Origin of the sequence: Mesorhizobium sp. WSM3879 (assembly GCF_002294915.1) — a bacterium.
Taxonomy (GTDB): Bacteria; Pseudomonadota; Alphaproteobacteria; order Rhizobiales; family Rhizobiaceae; genus Mesorhizobium.
In genome coordinates this window covers 267,403-280,729 of record NZ_NSFZ01000006.1, presented here as the reverse complement: position 1 = coordinate 280,729, position 13,327 = coordinate 267,403, and the positions used below count along the sequence as shown (strand labels likewise).

Sequence of the window (13,327 nt, the reverse complement as noted above, 5' to 3'; positions counted from 1 at the left end):
TACGGCTCAACTAATGGACGGAGGAAATCACACCTCCGTCACAATCAGCCTGAATTCGAAGCTTTCGCGATGACGGCTACAGGATCGTTAACTGGCCCAACATCCGAGCCGGTCTTTTGGCACAAGCGGTTGTAACGGCCGAGAAGGTCGAAGATAGCTTTGCCGTTCCAGTTGGAAGCGGTGCCATACCAAGCCTCTCTCACCCGCCAGTGGCCGCGCGGGTAGCCCAGCGCGTCACAAGCGGCGTTGATTTGGGCTTTGATGCCCATGCCTGGTTTGATGGTTCCGGCGGCTTTGAACACCACCTGTTGTAGCTCTGCAGCGATGTCCTGCATCGATTCCTCACAAAAAACAGGAGAAGGAACGACGACCCATCGGGATTCTCGGATGCCTTGTCGGACACATCCAACAATTTCCCCGCCATCATCGCTACAACCGCAAGGGGAAAGCCGATGGCCCATGACGTTGATTGCTGGAAACCGCTTGGAGTTGCGGCCTGGGAAGTTGTTGAACGCGCCGACCAATTTCGGACGGAACGAGGAACCGTGTTGATCGTATCTCGGGTCAAGCCGGAGCCCGGCGCCGTGCAACGACATCTGCCGCCTCCTTGCCCAACCAGTGGTTTGCGTTCACCTCACCGTCGGACATAACGACGGTGCGGTCGAGATATGGTTGCCTGGGCATCCGGCCGGCCTCGTACCGATCGACTGTCAGCCGCGTACAATCGATCATCCGGCCCACGTCGGCAGCGCTCAGATTGCGGTCCAAACGCCATTTCGTCAGTTGATGCAGGTTTTCCATGGCCGGGTTTTGTCACCAATTTGGTTACACGTCAAGGTTTGTAACCAAACTGGCACAGTTTCGCACGAATTCGTTTTGAGCTACCGCATTGATATGGCGAATGGAATTAAGCACTTCCGGGAAAAGGCTGGGATCAGCAAGGCCGAGCTGGCGCGTCGCGTTGGCACCACAAGGCCGCAGATGGGCCGTTTGGAAGAAGAGGACGGCCCCAACGGACGGAAGCTCACCTTGAAGTGGGCAGAGCGAATCGCGCCGCACCTGAACGTGAGGCCGGAAGAACTTATGTTTCCAGAGCTTGCGGAGGTGGACGTAAGCAAATTCAGCCACGTATTCGAGATCTCCGCCGGGAAGAGCCGCCCGGCAGCGCCAGGACTGGTGATCGATCCAGAGTTTTTGACGCGGATGCTGCCGAACTCGGAGGGCCACAACCTTCGGTTCATGATGGTCGACGCCTACCAGGCCAATGGCATTGTTGCCAAAGGGGATGCGCTTGTGATCGATTTGGACGACAACATCCCCAATCGACCGGGCCTCTTCGCCTTGGAGATCGCCGGCGCGGTGCAATGGCGCTACCTTTCGCCCACGACGACAGGCGCCGTTCAGGTGCACAGCGACAACCCCGCGGCGACCAACGAAACCGTGCAGCCGGCGGACTTGAAGGTCATTGGCCGCGCTCGGCTCAGGATTTCCACACTCTGATCTGCTTTTTTTTGCCCCGAATGTAACCATTTCGGAAACACCCCTTGCAAAGCGTACCAAACCGGTTACGATCCTGATCACGCAGAAGGATCGCTAGACGATGGCCCAGTTGCCCCTGGTTGTATTTTCCCATCACGCCTCGCGGTCATGTGTTGAGTATCTGCGCGCTCCCGGCCGGGCTGGTGTGACCCCCCGCACCATTCGCCCGCACCAGCTCGGCCGGGTTCTCCCGATCTAAGCAGCACTGCACCCCGCGACAGCTTTGTCGCGCCCATTGTGTTGCCAAATTGGTTTCACGTGTAACACAAAAGGATACAGACGGATGACGGCGGACCAATACGCATGGTGGCGTCAGGCATTGAAACTGGCGGGTGGATATCGCGAGCTGACCCACGATCAGCTGCTCCTGCTCGCCCCTTCGGCCGACAGCCCGGAGTCAGGATTTTTCAGGAACCGTCCGTTCAAGGATGCGCCTCTGGTTCCCGTTGCAATCTGGCGCGATGCGGCGGGCAGTGTCATCTGCCTGCAGGGTGGCAAGGAAGCGGAGGCCGACAAGGTCTGGAACTATGCTTGCCGCAACCCGATCACCGAAGCGCTCTATCATTCCGTGCTGGCCGGCGAGCCTTGGCCAGATGACCCGCCGCCGGTTTCGAAGGAGCACAACCTCCCGGCTAAGACAGGCGATCTGCACAAAGACCTGACCCTGGAACTGGCGGCCGAGAAGGAAACGGTCGAGGGCTTCCTCAAAAGGCCGATCAGCACGCAGGAGCAGGCCGATCAGGCGGGCGTCTGGGCAAAGCGGCTCTCCGGCATCGCGAACAGGGCGGACGAACAATTCACCGTCGAGAAGCGCCCTTGGCTCGATGGCGGCAACGCCGTCGATGACAAATGGCGCGATCTGCGCACCGATTCCAAGGACCTGGCCAAGAAGCTGAAAAAGCATGGTGAGGCGTGGCTGAAAGAACTGGACCGCCTGGAGCAGGAGCGTCAGCGCAAGGCTCGCGAGGATGCCGATCGCATACGGCGCGAAGCAGAGGCGGCTCAGCAGCGGGCGGCCGACGCCGCGCGCGCGGCCGAGGAGAAGAAGGCCCAGCGCGAAGCCGACACTTCACCCGGCCTCGCATCTTCGTTCGCGCAGGAGAGCGAGCAGGAGGCCCGGCGGCTCGAAGCCGAGGCGGAGGCCAAGCGGCTGAACGATCGCGCAGCGGAAGCTGCGCGCGAGGCTCAAGCCCGTCCGGTCTTCGCCGGCAGGACCGGCGCCAAGATGTCCCTGCACACCTATTGGGTCGCGAACATCACCGACTACGACGCGCTGCTCATTGCGTTGAAAGACGAGCCTGAGGTCCGGGAGGCGGTCGAGAAGATCGCCGGCCGCATCGCGCGCAACAAAGACGCCGCCCTGCCGGCCGGCATGGAGCGGGTCCCAGACAAGAGGGCAGCATGACCGACCAGAAGATCGTCGCCGTGAAATTCGGCGAGAGCGACAAGACTTACGACTATTTCGCCGGCGCCTTCGACGTGGCTGTCGGCTCCCGCGTCATAGTGCCTGTTCGCGGACGCGAGACGTCCGTCACGGTCGCGGAGATCAAGGATCATTCCGACGCCGCCAACACAGCCATCCTCGCAATCGACGTGCGCACCGACGAGCAGCGCGCCGCCAAGCATCCGAACGGCCGGCACCAGTGGTCGCCCGACGGCACGCTGCTCGACGAGAACGGGAACCGGTCGATTTTCGACGACGTGGACAAATAGCCATGAGCTTGGTCCGCGTTGCCATCATCATTTTCTGGCTTCCCGTGATGATCAGCGCCGCTTGCAGACGGCTCTTCCGCGAAGTCCCCGCCGCCTTCTGGTTCGCCTGGAATGACATGCGCATCGAGCAGGATGAGATGCGCCGGACCTGGCGCGCCAACAGCTTCAACCCCGAGGATTGGAAATGAACGAACGGGCTCAGTTACCGGCCCTTATGGTCGGCGGCGCGATCAGCGCCATCATCCCTCAGTCGATCGAGGAAACGTGGCGTCTCGCCACCATGATCGTCGAGGCCGGTCTGGCGCCACAGGCGCTTGTCGGTCGCGAGCCGGCTGAGGATGCCGGCGACGACGCCTGGAAGCGTTGGGGCAAGAAGGGCACCAGCGCCGTGGCCATCGTCATCATGTCCGGCGCGGAGCTCGGCCTACCGCCCATGGTGGCGCTGCGCAGCTTTACCGTCATCGGCGGCAAGCCGGCGCTTTACGGCGACGGACTGATCAACGTCGTTCGAAAGTCGGGCAGAGCGAAATCGGTCGAGCTGGGCTATCTGCGCGATGCGACGAAAGAGGCGCTCCTCAATCTCGGCCTGCACAAGGATGTGGTTGCCCAGATGAACACCGTCGACGAGCGCACCATCGGCTGGTGCAAGGCGGTGCGGTCCGACACAGGGGAAATGAAGGTCGAGGCCTATTCGGTCGCGGATGCCAAGCAAGCCGGCCTCTGGGACGAACGCCCGACCCGTCGCGGCAAGGTCTGGAAAAACAACCAGCATGTGTGGGACGACGTGCCTAACGATTCCTCCTGGTTCCGCCACCCCAAGCGGATGAAGCAATGGCGCGCAGCTGGCTTCTGCCTGCGCGAGCTATTCGGCGACGTTCTTGGCGGCGTGCGAGATGAGTTCGAGGCCCGCGAGATCGCCGGCGATCTGATCGAGCACCACGACGACGAGCCGGCACCCAGGGTCAGGCTCACCCCGCCATCGCCGCCACCGGTGCCCAGCCTCGACGCCGTCGACCCTATCCCCGAGAACGGGTTCGACAAGGATGTCGAGGGCATGCACGACGGCGCAGAAGCCGCCGAGGAGGAGCAACCAGCGGCCTTCGACAACGGCAAGTTCTTCGAGGATTTCCAGATCGCCCTTCAAGGTGCGAAGTCGACCGCGGCCGTGGAGGAAATCTGGACCGAGTTCGACGTCGAGGCTCAATTCCACGACGACGAGAGCAGTCGCCAGCTGGCCGACAAGATCAAGGCGCGGCGGCTCGCTGCGCTCACTCCGCCGAGCGCGGGCTGATCATGGCCGGCCGGATCGCAATCCTTCCCGACCACGGCGCCCCGGTGCTCGGTCCGCCGGAGAACTGGCGGCCGCGCGCGCTGAGCGTCCGCGAGAAGCTTGAGATCGTCGTGCGCCAAGGGGGCAAAGAGCCCAGCGGCGCGCGGCTCAACCCGCTCGACGGTGTTCAGTTCGATCACGATCCGGCGCTGCAGCGGCGGCGCTGGGACCCGGAAGCGCATGACACCGTCCCGCCATCGTGCGCCCTCGAGTTCATCGTGGCCCTGAACAAGCCGACGCATGGCGTCAAAACCCCGGTCGACCAGCGCGAGATCGCGAAGACAAAGCGACTCGAGGGGCGCACTGGAAAGGGCAAGCGGAAACGGAAGATGCCGAGCCGGCCCTTCCCGAAGCTCCAAAGAGGTTTCCGATGAAGCGCGCCAGCTACGCCGAGCTCGTCGTCACGCCTGGGGTGGTCTTCATCGCGGACCGCTGCCGGCCGGACCTGCCCAGCATGACCAACGATGCCGAGCGCGTCGTCGAGCAAAAGGCGAGCTGCGGCTTCATACCCTTTACCCCTGACCAAAACGAGGAGACTGACCCATGCCTAACGAAGTAGCGCATCCCCCCAGGATTTCGGACCTCCAACTGCGCATCGCCCAGGCGCAGACGCAGGCGAAGATAGATTTGCTGGAGCGCGCCAACGAATCCCTGACGTCCCAGCTGACGGCGATCTTCGACGGCATCGGTCGCAATGAGCAGGTCGAGCTGATCTATCCGAACGGCGAGGTGGTGCTGATCACCAAGGCGCGGCCTCGCAGAGGCGAAGGCGGCGAGTGATGCCGATCATCTCCGTCTATATCGACGAACTGACCGCAGCTCGCATGAGTGCCATTTCGGCCGAGAAAGGCCGGTCGGTCGATGACCTGGCAGAGTGCGCGATGTCCGAAGCCGCGCTCGACTATTTCCGGCTTGCGCCGACCGGCTCGGATCCTGGTCGCGCCGACGGCGGCGCGAACATCATCACCACGCACACCAACATCGCGGGCACCTGATGAGCACGTTCTTCCTGGCCGCCGGCTTCATCATCATGCTCAGCGCTTGCGGCCGGCGCGCCTACCTCGATTTCACCGGTCGATGGGTGCCGATCGAGGGATGTGTCTTCGGCGCGATAGTCGCGTTCATCGGCGCGCTGCTGATCCTGATAGGTATTTTGCTGGCGGCGGCGCCGTGATGGAAACTGCAACTGGACATGTCCAAATGCAAATGAGCCCCGACGAGGCGCTGACGAAGCTCTATGATCTGCTGACGGCGAAGAACGCGCCGAAGCCGGGAAGCTTCACCAGCCTCAACGAGGACCAGAAGCGGGAATATTTCCGCCTCGCCCGGCGGCGTAGCCGGGCCAGGGTGCGCGCCGCCCCGTCGGTCGCTGCCACCGCAGCCAACATCAATCAGGCGTTCGCCGACGCGGCGCTGATGATCCTCGCCACCGACGCGCCCGGCGCCCACCAGGTGCGTAAGGTGCTGCAGACGATCTTCGAGCAGCGGCCGGGTGTCCCAATCTCGGTCGAGAACAGGGCCAAGCAAGGCAAACTGAAACCCAAACTGATCGCCAGGAGCGAGTGATGGTCGACCTTCCGAAGCTGGCTCTCTCGGTGCGCCAGCCATGGGCGCATTGCCTCATGATGGGCTGGAAGCCGGTAGAGAACCGATCCTGGCGTGCTGGCAATCCAGGCCTGAATTTCCGCGGCGATTTCGCAATCCACGCCTCGACCGGCATGACGCGCGACGAATATGCGGACTGCGCTGATCTCTGCCAGTCTCTCGGTTTCCAATGCCCGCCGCCGGCCGAGCTCGAGCGCGGCGGGATCGTCGGTGTCGGCACCATTGTCGACATCGTGACCCAGTTCGACAGCCCGTGGTTTTTCGGTCCGAAGGGGCTCGTGATCGCTGACGCGTGTCCGGTCGAATTCATCCCAGTCGGCGGACAGCTCGGGTTTTTCGATTGGAAGCGCCTCGTCCCATTCGCCAAGAATGGCAAGCCCGTCGTGCCGGCTAAATGGATGCTGGCGCAAGCGCCCAAGGCTGCCACCTCAACGTCGCCTCTCGACACGCAAGGATCGCTCTTATGAGGCCATCACCTAGAAGTGAAGCAGTCCACGCAAAACGTGCACAGACAACATGGCCGAGCACGGATACTCCGAGGTTTCTTGGAGGATCTTACGAGATGCTTTTGTCCATTAGACATTGCATCGCTGCCGACCAAGGCCGTCTTTAGTAGCCCATTGATCGTTCGAAGCCAGTGCCACCGGAACCGATCCGAATTGAACAGTTTTGGGATAAGAACCCGCTGGTTTTGCCATGGATGGAGCAATTCCTTCCGATAAACCGCATGTGGCAAGACGCGTTTGCAAACTTATTTTGGACATTTATCGTAACCTGTGTCGGTTTGGCGCTGTTGTACTTTGTGTTCCCCAATAACGTCGTCACTGGAATAATGTGCGTATTGCCCGGCGGGTATCTGCTGGGAAGCTTTAATAAGCGAATGTCTCGTGCGCAGGCGAAATTCTTCCAAGCCAAGAGAGGCCAGGGAAGAACTGGCAAGGCCAGCGATGCAAGTAGCCCGAACGAGGTCAGATCCGACAGCCAAGCTGCCGATCAACGAATTCCATGAAATCCTACATCATCAACCTGGACCGCAGCCCCGGCAGGATGCAACGGATGGCGGACCGTCTGAACTCTATCGGAGCGGACTTCGAACGCGTTCCGGCGGTGGACGGACGTCTGCTTAGCGACGCCGAGATTTCGGACGTCCACAAGCCCGCCGCTGGCGCGGCTGCGATGACGCCAGAAGAAGTGGGATGCTTCCTGAGCCACCGCAAATGCTGGGAGCGGATCGTGTCAGGGCCGGACGCCTACGGCTGCGTTTTCGAAGACGACATGTTGATAGCGAAGCAAGCGGCCCCGTTTCTAGGTGAGAACACCTCGTGGATTCCCAAGGATGCCGACATCATCAAGATCGAGGCGGTTCCCGTCAGAGTTTGGCTCGACAGCTCTGTGTCTGCCCTACCCGGCGCCTTCAAACTTGCGCTTCTGCGGAGCTTTTCATTTGGGTCCGGCGGATACATCCTCTCGCGGGCAACGGCTGAGCGCCTTTTAGCGCTGACGAGAGTATTCTCGGATGCGGTCGACCATGCGAAGTTCAACCCCGCCTGTGGAATAGCCGGCAGCCTTAAATCCTATCAGATGATCCCGGCCCTTAGCATTCAAACACAGTGCTTCTATCCGAAAGGGTCCAGCCTGATCGAGCTGCCGGCGCTCGCCGTGCACAGCGATCCTCGCTTTCCCGGGAACCTGATGGAGAAGCCGTGGCTGGAGCGAAAGGTCTTGCAGGCGCTCCGTCGGCTGGGACACAGGTTGCGCCGGGGCATTGGCGAACCGAGGTCCTGTTTGCCGATCAAACAGGTGCTTTCTGCACCAAGACCTAGGAAAATTAAACCACCTTTTTGCTTGACTTCACTGTAACCAAAATGGTTACACTAAGAACCGATTTGGTAGCAAAGAGAAGCAGCATGAGCAGTTTGCCAGCAGTAGTCGTCGCCGGTCTAGGTCGCTGCTACCCCGGCATGATGAGATTCGATCTCGTCGAGACGCCGGCACCAATCGGGCACGCGCGCCCGTTACCAAGTCGATCCGAGGCGATCTGACCTCGACGACATGACCCCCGCCACGGAGAGTAGCATGGAAGACAAGAACTACATCGAGCTAACGGCCTCGATCGTCTCGGCCTATGTCGGAAATAACCCGGTGCCGGCCGCTCAACTGCCCGACCTGATCGCCAGCGTGAACGCCGCTGTGCGCAAGCTCGACGACCCGGCGGTCGTCAACGCGACCCCGCCGAAGGAGCCGGCGGTCAACCCCAAGAAGTCGATCCATCCCGATTTCATCATCTGCCTGGAAAATGGATTGAAGTTCAAATCGCTCAAGCGGCACTTGATGACTGACCACGGCCTGACGCCCGACGCCTACCGCGCGAAGTGGGGCCTGCCGTCGGATTACCCGATGGTGGCGGCGAATTATTCCGCCACGCGGTCGCGGCTAGCGAAAGCCTCTGGCCTCGGCCGCCATCCCAAGGCGCCGCCGATCCGCACCAAAGCGCCCGCGCGCCGCACCTTCCAGTAGGCGCACCATGAAAGTCGCCGCCGTCATTGAGCGACTTGCGAAGGGCGATTCCCTGCGCCTCGGCTTCTCCAGTGGCCAGAGGCGGTGGTGGTTCGAATGTCCTTATCAGGCCGTGCCCGAGCATGTCGTTCACTCGGCGGTGCGCGACGGGGCTGTCGCCGTCATTGAGGCGGGCGACAGCCTCTTCGGCTTCAAGGGAAATTCGCAGACCTGGTTGGTCGAGGAGGCCACCGATGGCGTTCACCGCTGATCAAGTCGAGAACCTGGCCCACAATCAAACGTGCGGCCACCTCCACCCCTTCACCTGCCCGAACCGCGGCGACGGCGAACACCGGGAGGCCTATGGCGACACGGGCGCGCTGGTGGCGACGGTGCGCGGCTGGATTTGCCCCTTCTGCGATTACACCCAGGATTGGGCGCACCATGGCATGCTCGCCGGCAAGGTGCCGAACCCGTTCCCGTTGCCCGGCCTTTCCCATCCAAGGTCGAAATGATGCTCGGCGATTCATGGGCCGGCTACGACGCCTGGAAGACCGAGCCGCCCGATTGGGTGATGCCCTTCCACACCCGTCGCTACGCCGACAAAACCCGTTGGCGCATGCACCGCGACCTCGGCCGTCATCCGTTCTTCGACGGCGACGAGTCCGAATACGAGTACCTCTGCGAGGAATGGGACGAGCTGGCGCTCATCGATGCGCACGAGCGCGAGCCCGAGGAAGAAGATTTCGAGGAGATGGCTGCCGCGACCGGGAAGAGCGCATGAATGACCTTCCGCCCGAAGTGCTGACCGTGTCGCAGACGCCGGAATACTGGTCGTCGCTTTTTCGCGACAAAGGGTTGCGCATGTCCGCCAGGTCGTTGCGCGAGAAGGCGATCAAGACGGGGCTCTGCTACTGTGTCGACAGGCAGGTGCTGATCTCGCCGCGGCAGATCGATGAGTTGTTTTTGTGGAGTAAAGCGTCATGCCGCTCACGATCTATAAGCGCGGCCGGTTCTGGTGGCTCACCGGCACAGTCCCAACCCGGCAAGGCGAGCAACGCCTACACGAGAGCACGGGCGAAACTGACGAAGGCAAAGCGAACAAGGTCCGCCTGAATCGCGAGCTGCGCGCCCAGGAAGAGATCGACCTCGACCCGAAGGACCGCTTCACCTTCGCTCAGGCGGTTGAGTTCTACCTCGACGCCGGCAAAGACGAGCGCTTCATCCTAGAATTGCTTGAGCACTTCAAGGAGACCAGGATCTCCGACATGAGGGGCTCGGATGTGCGCGCCGCCGCGAAAGCGATCTATCCGAAAGCGGTCTACACGACCTGGAACCGCCAGGTGGTGATCCCGGCCCGCGCCGTCATCAACTTCGCCGCCGACGAGGGCAAATGCCGCGAGGTGCTGATCAAGGGCTTCTCGAAGAAGGATCGCGACGTCAAGGTTTCGACCGCGCCGCCCAAGCGCGCCGTCGATCGCTCTTACATCGACGATTTCCGTGAGGCGAGTGACGATCCCCGCCTCAGTGCCTTAATGCTGTTCATATTCCAGACCGGCGCCCGCATCTCAGACGCGATCAAGCTCGAAGACGATTCCCCCGACGTCGACCTGGTGAACAGGAAAGTGATCTTCCGCGACATGAAGAACGGCGAGGATGGTGAGGCGGACCTCACCGTTGAAATGGTCTATGAAATCCAGCAGCTCCGGGAATGGAAGCGGGAAAGGTTGGCGTCATGGGAGGCGCGCACTCCCTGGGGGAAAAATAGGCGAGGTGGCCCGCGCCATAGCGGGCGAGGCGCCAAGAAACCCAATAACCGGCTCTTCGGCTTCATGACCCGCTTTCTGCGCAAGGATATTATGCGTATCTGCGAAAAGGCCGGCATCCCCTATCTCGGCACCCATCAACCAGGCCGCCACAGCTTCGCGACCGAGATGATCGTGATGAACGGCGTCGATGTTGCCACCACGGCCCTCAAGGGCCGCTGGAAGACGAAGAAGCTCCTCGTCGAGAACTACATCCACGCCAAGAAGGGCAAGGGCGTCATCGACAAGGTTTTCGGAAAGAAGAAGGCTCGACGGCCGGCGAATGGCGACAGCGAGACGAAAAGCGGTGTCGCTTCAAAGAAGCGGTCGACGGCATCGTAACCAGACCGAACCAGATTGGCACCGAGACCTTACACCAGTCGAAAACGATGGGTCTGGCAACGATATGAATTTGCTTGGGAAAACGGCGCGGTTACAGTTTGGCCTCTCCCTTACCAAGGGAGTGCTCTACCACTGAGCTACCGCAGCCTGCGATGGCGGCGCTTCTGCCATAACGAACCGGCAAGCGCAAGGCCAAGAAAACCTTAAAACGACGCATGCCTTCGTGCGAAATCGCTGCGCGGTTTTCCCGCGGCATGTGTCGAATGCCGCGGCTGTGGAAGCCGCTTGCGAGCAGGCTTCAATGACATGGCGGCGCCACAATGTTAACTATGCGTGAACCACAGCCGGCTATCCGCCAACGGGAACGGGCGATGAACCAAAAAGCAAATCCGCCGAAAAAACGCGACGGCGAGCGCAAGGACCGGCTGGCCGAGGCGCTGCGTGCCAACCTGCCGAAGCGAAAGGCGCAGGCGCGTTCGCGACGGGATGGCAATGCTGACGATCGGCCGGAAGGATTGCCGACTGCTGGAAAAATGCACAAGGACTAACGGAAATCAGCCACACTGGCCGATCACACTCGGTCCACAGATGGGGAAATCCTATTTCTTGAACCGCACCGGCCGATGGTCTAGAGCCGGACATACTCAACCGATTGAAACGGCCCGTCCGGGCCGAGGGGACGTTCTTTCATGGATCGCATCAGAATTGTCGGCGGCAATAAGCTTGCCGGAAGCATTCCGATTTCGGGCGCCAAGAACGCGGCGCTGCCGCTGATGATCGCCTCGCTGCTCACCGACGACACGCTGACGCTCGAAAACGTGCCGCATCTGGCCGATGTCGAGCAACTGATCCGCATCCTCGGCAATCACGGCGTCGACTATTCCGTCAACGGCCGGCGCGAGAAGCAGCAGGAGGGCTATTCGCGCACCATCAATTTCTCCGCCCGCAACATCGTCGACACCACCGCGCCCTACGAGCTGGTGTCCAAGATGCGCGCCTCCTTCTGGGTTATCGGCCCGCTGCTTGCCCGCATGGGTGAGGCCAAGGTGTCGCTGCCGGGCGGCTGCGCCATCGGCACGCGCCCGGTCGACCTCTTCCTCGAAGGCCTGCAGGCGCTGGACGCCGAGCTCGACGTCGACAACGGCTATGTCGTCGCCAAAACCAAGAACGGTCGTCTCCACGGCAATCGCTACGTGTTCCCGAAAGTGTCGGTCGGCGCCACCCATGTGCTGATGATGGCGGCCTCACTCGCCAAGGGCGAGACGGTACTCGAAAACGCCGCCCGCGAGCCGGAAATCGTCAATCTCGCCGAATGCCTGATCGCCATGGGCGCCAAGATCCACGGCGCCGGCACCTCCACCATCACCATCGAGGGCGTCGAGGCGCTGTCGGGGGCGCGCGTGCGCGTCATTCCCGATCGCATCGAGACCGGAACCTATGCCATGGCGGTGGCGATGACCGGCGGCGACGTGGTGCTGGAAGGCGCGCGCCCCGACCTGTTGCAGAGCGCGCTCGACGTCATTGCCGAGACCGGCGCCGAGATCACGCCGACCAATGCCGGCATCCGCGTCAAGCGCAACGGCGCCGGCATCGCACCGGTGGATGTGACGACCGCGCCCTTCCCCGCCTTCCCGACCGACCTGCAGGCGCAGTTCATGGGCCTGATGACGATGGCGAAGGGCAAGTCGCGCATCACCGAGACGATCTTCGAGAACCGCTTCATGCATGTGCAGGAGCTTGCCCGCCTCGGCGCCCACATTACGCTGTCCGGCCAGACGGCGATCGTCGACGGCGTCGCCAAGCTGAAGGGCGCGCCGGTCATGGCGACCGACCTGCGCGCCTCGGTGTCGCTGGTCATCGCAGGGCTTGCCGCCGAAGGCGAAACCACCGTCAACCGGGTCTACCACCTCGACCGCGGTTTCGAGCGGCTGGAGGAGAAGCTTTCCGGCTGCGGCGCGGTGATCGAGCGGATTTCGGGCTGACAAAGCGCCTCGGTTGCGCAGAGCGGAAAGACCGCATAACAGAAGATTGACCAATCAACCTTCAGGTGCGCATTCCGCATGGCCCTCAAGCTCATCGCGCTCGACGACCAGGATCTGAGCATCATCTCGGCCCACGTCCAGGACGCCGTGATGAAGGTCTCAGACCTCGAATACCTGCCGGCGGCCAAACGTTTCGTGCTGACCATGAACCGCTTCGTCTGGGAGGCGAGGTCCGGCTTCTTGCGCCAGCACAATGAACGGCGGCAGAGCGTGCTGCATTTCGACCGCGTGCTGGGCGCCAAGACCAGCGGCATCGCCCGCGACAAGCCGGCGGAGGTACTGTCGCTCTTGGCGGTCAGCTTCGTCGCATTCAGCAAGCCGGCCGGCATCATCGAGCTGGTTTTTTCCGGAGGCGGCACGATCATGCTCGACGTCGAGTGCATCGAGGCGCGGCTCGCCGATGTCGCCGGCTCCTGGGAAGCCACCTCGCGCCCGGTTCACAGGACCTGAGCACC

General features: G+C 61.9%; 22 protein-coding genes. 21 read left to right on the top strand and 1 reads right to left on the bottom strand.

Going from position 1 to position 13,327, the window contains the following annotated elements; genetic code table 11:
• Positions 1 to 44 precede the first annotated feature (44 nt).
• Positions 45 to 596, bottom strand: a complete 552-nt coding sequence (locus CK218_RS30210) for a hypothetical protein (protein WP_143749649.1) — start codon at positions 594 to 596, stop codon at positions 45 to 47.
• 76 nt (positions 597 to 672) lie between these two features.
• On the opposite strand from CK218_RS30210, the gene CK218_RS16435 reads away from it, so the two are divergent.
• From CK218_RS16435 to CK218_RS16335, 21 genes are all read left to right on the top strand, one after another.
• The gene (locus CK218_RS16435; RefSeq protein ID WP_143749648.1) at positions 673 to 1,500 is read left to right on the top strand and encodes an XRE family transcriptional regulator; all 828 of its coding nucleotides are present in this window, start codon (positions 673 to 675) and stop codon (positions 1,498 to 1,500) included.
• A 262-nt stretch (positions 1,501 to 1,762) separates the two neighbouring features.
• Positions 1,763 to 2,944: a hypothetical protein gene (locus CK218_RS16430; RefSeq protein ID WP_143749647.1), complete on the top strand. Its 1,182-nt coding sequence runs from the start codon at positions 1,763 to 1,765 to the stop codon at positions 2,942 to 2,944.
• Positions 2,941 to 3,252, top strand: coding sequence for a hypothetical protein (locus CK218_RS16425; RefSeq protein ID WP_066993734.1), 312 nt, complete (start codon positions 2,941 to 2,943; stop codon positions 3,250 to 3,252). Before CK218_RS16430 ends, CK218_RS16425 begins: the two co-directional genes overlap by 4 nt.
• 2 nt (positions 3,253 to 3,254) lie before the next feature.
• On the top strand, positions 3,255 to 3,440 hold the full coding sequence (locus tag CK218_RS16420; RefSeq protein WP_066993738.1) for a hypothetical protein: 186 nt from the start codon (positions 3,255 to 3,257) through the stop codon (positions 3,438 to 3,440).
• The gene (locus tag CK218_RS16415) at positions 3,437 to 4,543 is read left to right on the top strand and encodes a hypothetical protein (protein WP_095828305.1); all 1,107 of its coding nucleotides are present in this window, start codon (positions 3,437 to 3,439) and stop codon (positions 4,541 to 4,543) included. Before CK218_RS16420 ends, CK218_RS16415 begins: the two co-directional genes overlap by 4 nt.
• A gap of 2 nt (positions 4,544 to 4,545) precedes the next feature.
• Positions 4,546 to 4,956, top strand: coding sequence for a hypothetical protein (locus CK218_RS16410; protein ID WP_066993744.1), 411 nt, complete (start codon positions 4,546 to 4,548; stop codon positions 4,954 to 4,956).
• A complete protein-coding gene (locus CK218_RS16405; protein ID WP_066993747.1) occupies positions 4,953 to 5,141 on the top strand; it encodes a hypothetical protein in 189 nt (62 codons plus the stop codon). Before CK218_RS16410 ends, CK218_RS16405 begins: the two co-directional genes overlap by 4 nt.
• On the top strand, positions 5,126 to 5,362 hold the full coding sequence (locus tag CK218_RS30205; protein WP_143749646.1) for a hypothetical protein: 237 nt from the start codon (positions 5,126 to 5,128) through the stop codon (positions 5,360 to 5,362). The genes CK218_RS16405 and CK218_RS30205 overlap by 16 nt, the downstream gene beginning before the upstream one ends.
• Positions 5,362 to 5,577, top strand: a complete 216-nt coding sequence (locus CK218_RS16400; RefSeq protein WP_066993750.1) for a hypothetical protein — start codon at positions 5,362 to 5,364, stop codon at positions 5,575 to 5,577. The genes CK218_RS30205 and CK218_RS16400 overlap by 1 nt, the downstream gene beginning before the upstream one ends.
• Positions 5,577 to 5,756 (top strand): hypothetical protein, encoded by a 180-nt coding sequence (locus CK218_RS16395; protein WP_066993753.1) that lies wholly within the window; start codon positions 5,577 to 5,579, stop codon positions 5,754 to 5,756. Before CK218_RS16400 ends, CK218_RS16395 begins: the two co-directional genes overlap by 1 nt.
• A gap of 26 nt (positions 5,757 to 5,782) precedes the next feature.
• Complete coding sequence (locus tag CK218_RS16390) at positions 5,783 to 6,148, top strand: hypothetical protein (RefSeq protein ID WP_143749645.1); 366 nt, start codon at positions 5,783 to 5,785, stop codon at positions 6,146 to 6,148.
• The gene (locus tag CK218_RS16385) at positions 6,148 to 6,654 is read left to right on the top strand and encodes a hypothetical protein (RefSeq protein WP_066993759.1); all 507 of its coding nucleotides are present in this window, start codon (positions 6,148 to 6,150) and stop codon (positions 6,652 to 6,654) included. Before CK218_RS16390 ends, CK218_RS16385 begins: the two co-directional genes overlap by 1 nt.
• A gap of 538 nt (positions 6,655 to 7,192) precedes the next feature.
• Positions 7,193 to 8,047, top strand: a complete 855-nt coding sequence (locus CK218_RS16375) for a glycosyltransferase family 25 protein (protein WP_095828303.1) — start codon at positions 7,193 to 7,195, stop codon at positions 8,045 to 8,047.
• A 216-nt stretch (positions 8,048 to 8,263) separates the two neighbouring features.
• Positions 8,264 to 8,704 carry a MucR family transcriptional regulator gene (locus CK218_RS16370; RefSeq protein ID WP_280940538.1) on the top strand — a complete coding sequence of 147 codons (441 nt, stop codon included), beginning with the start codon at positions 8,264 to 8,266 and terminating at the stop codon, positions 8,702 to 8,704.
• A gap of 7 nt (positions 8,705 to 8,711) precedes the next feature.
• Complete coding sequence (locus tag CK218_RS16365) at positions 8,712 to 8,954, top strand: hypothetical protein (protein ID WP_066993772.1); 243 nt, start codon at positions 8,712 to 8,714, stop codon at positions 8,952 to 8,954.
• Entirely contained in the window at positions 8,938 to 9,198 is a 261-nt protein-coding gene (locus CK218_RS16360) for a hypothetical protein (RefSeq protein WP_066993774.1), read from the top strand. Before CK218_RS16365 ends, CK218_RS16360 begins: the two co-directional genes overlap by 17 nt.
• Positions 9,195 to 9,467, top strand: coding sequence for a hypothetical protein (locus CK218_RS16355; RefSeq protein ID WP_066993777.1), 273 nt, complete (start codon positions 9,195 to 9,197; stop codon positions 9,465 to 9,467). Before CK218_RS16360 ends, CK218_RS16355 begins: the two co-directional genes overlap by 4 nt.
• Before the next feature lie 199 nt (positions 9,468 to 9,666).
• Positions 9,667 to 10,830, top strand: a complete 1,164-nt coding sequence (locus CK218_RS16350; RefSeq protein ID WP_095828302.1) for a tyrosine-type recombinase/integrase — start codon at positions 9,667 to 9,669, stop codon at positions 10,828 to 10,830.
• 371 nt (positions 10,831 to 11,201) lie between these two features.
• On the top strand, positions 11,202 to 11,378 hold the full coding sequence (locus CK218_RS30635; protein ID WP_095776492.1) for a hypothetical protein: 177 nt from the start codon (positions 11,202 to 11,204) through the stop codon (positions 11,376 to 11,378).
• A 141-nt stretch (positions 11,379 to 11,519) separates the two neighbouring features.
• Positions 11,520 to 12,812, top strand: a complete 1,293-nt coding sequence (gene murA, locus CK218_RS16340; RefSeq protein ID WP_066993783.1) for a UDP-N-acetylglucosamine 1-carboxyvinyltransferase — start codon at positions 11,520 to 11,522, stop codon at positions 12,810 to 12,812.
• Positions 12,813 to 12,890: 78 nt separating this feature from the next.
• Entirely contained in the window at positions 12,891 to 13,322 is a 432-nt protein-coding gene (locus CK218_RS16335) for a DUF2948 family protein (RefSeq protein ID WP_095828301.1), read from the top strand.
• Positions 13,323 to 13,327: the final 5 nt, after the last annotated feature.

Excerpts from the sequence above, each read along its gene's own strand:
- CK218_RS30210 (WP_143749649.1), bottom strand. The coding sequence starts at position 596 with ATGTCGTTGCACGGCGCCGGGCTCCGGCTTGACCCGAGATACGATCAA.
- CK218_RS16425 (WP_066993734.1), top strand. The coding sequence starts at position 2,941 with ATGACCGACCAGAAGATCGTCGCCGTGAAATTCGGCGAGAGCGACAAG.
- CK218_RS16420 (WP_066993738.1), top strand. The coding sequence starts at position 3,255 with ATGAGCTTGGTCCGCGTTGCCATCATCATTTTCTGGCTTCCCGTGATG.
- CK218_RS16415 (WP_095828305.1), top strand. The coding sequence starts at position 3,437 with ATGAACGAACGGGCTCAGTTACCGGCCCTTATGGTCGGCGGCGCGATC.
- CK218_RS16410 (WP_066993744.1), top strand. The coding sequence starts at position 4,546 with ATGGCCGGCCGGATCGCAATCCTTCCCGACCACGGCGCCCCGGTGCTC.
- CK218_RS16405 (WP_066993747.1), top strand. The coding sequence starts at position 4,953 with ATGAAGCGCGCCAGCTACGCCGAGCTCGTCGTCACGCCTGGGGTGGTC.
- CK218_RS30205 (WP_143749646.1), top strand. The coding sequence starts at position 5,126 with ATGCCTAACGAAGTAGCGCATCCCCCCAGGATTTCGGACCTCCAACTG.
- CK218_RS16400 (WP_066993750.1), top strand. The coding sequence starts at position 5,362 with ATGCCGATCATCTCCGTCTATATCGACGAACTGACCGCAGCTCGCATG.
- CK218_RS16395 (WP_066993753.1), top strand. The coding sequence starts at position 5,577 with ATGAGCACGTTCTTCCTGGCCGCCGGCTTCATCATCATGCTCAGCGCT.
- CK218_RS16390 (WP_143749645.1), top strand. The coding sequence starts at position 5,783 with ATGCAAATGAGCCCCGACGAGGCGCTGACGAAGCTCTATGATCTGCTG.
- CK218_RS16385 (WP_066993759.1), top strand. The coding sequence starts at position 6,148 with ATGGTCGACCTTCCGAAGCTGGCTCTCTCGGTGCGCCAGCCATGGGCG.
- CK218_RS16375 (WP_095828303.1), top strand. The coding sequence starts at position 7,193 with ATGAAATCCTACATCATCAACCTGGACCGCAGCCCCGGCAGGATGCAA.
- CK218_RS16370 (WP_280940538.1), top strand. The coding sequence starts at position 8,264 with ATGGAAGACAAGAACTACATCGAGCTAACGGCCTCGATCGTCTCGGCC.
- CK218_RS16365 (WP_066993772.1), top strand. The coding sequence starts at position 8,712 with ATGAAAGTCGCCGCCGTCATTGAGCGACTTGCGAAGGGCGATTCCCTG.
- CK218_RS16360 (WP_066993774.1), top strand. The coding sequence starts at position 8,938 with ATGGCGTTCACCGCTGATCAAGTCGAGAACCTGGCCCACAATCAAACG.
- CK218_RS16355 (WP_066993777.1), top strand. The coding sequence starts at position 9,195 with ATGATGCTCGGCGATTCATGGGCCGGCTACGACGCCTGGAAGACCGAG.
- CK218_RS16350 (WP_095828302.1), top strand. The coding sequence starts at position 9,667 with ATGCCGCTCACGATCTATAAGCGCGGCCGGTTCTGGTGGCTCACCGGC.
- CK218_RS30635 (WP_095776492.1), top strand. The coding sequence starts at position 11,202 with ATGAACCAAAAAGCAAATCCGCCGAAAAAACGCGACGGCGAGCGCAAG.
- murA (WP_066993783.1), top strand. The coding sequence starts at position 11,520 with ATGGATCGCATCAGAATTGTCGGCGGCAATAAGCTTGCCGGAAGCATT.
- CK218_RS16335 (WP_095828301.1), top strand. The coding sequence starts at position 12,891 with ATGGCCCTCAAGCTCATCGCGCTCGACGACCAGGATCTGAGCATCATC.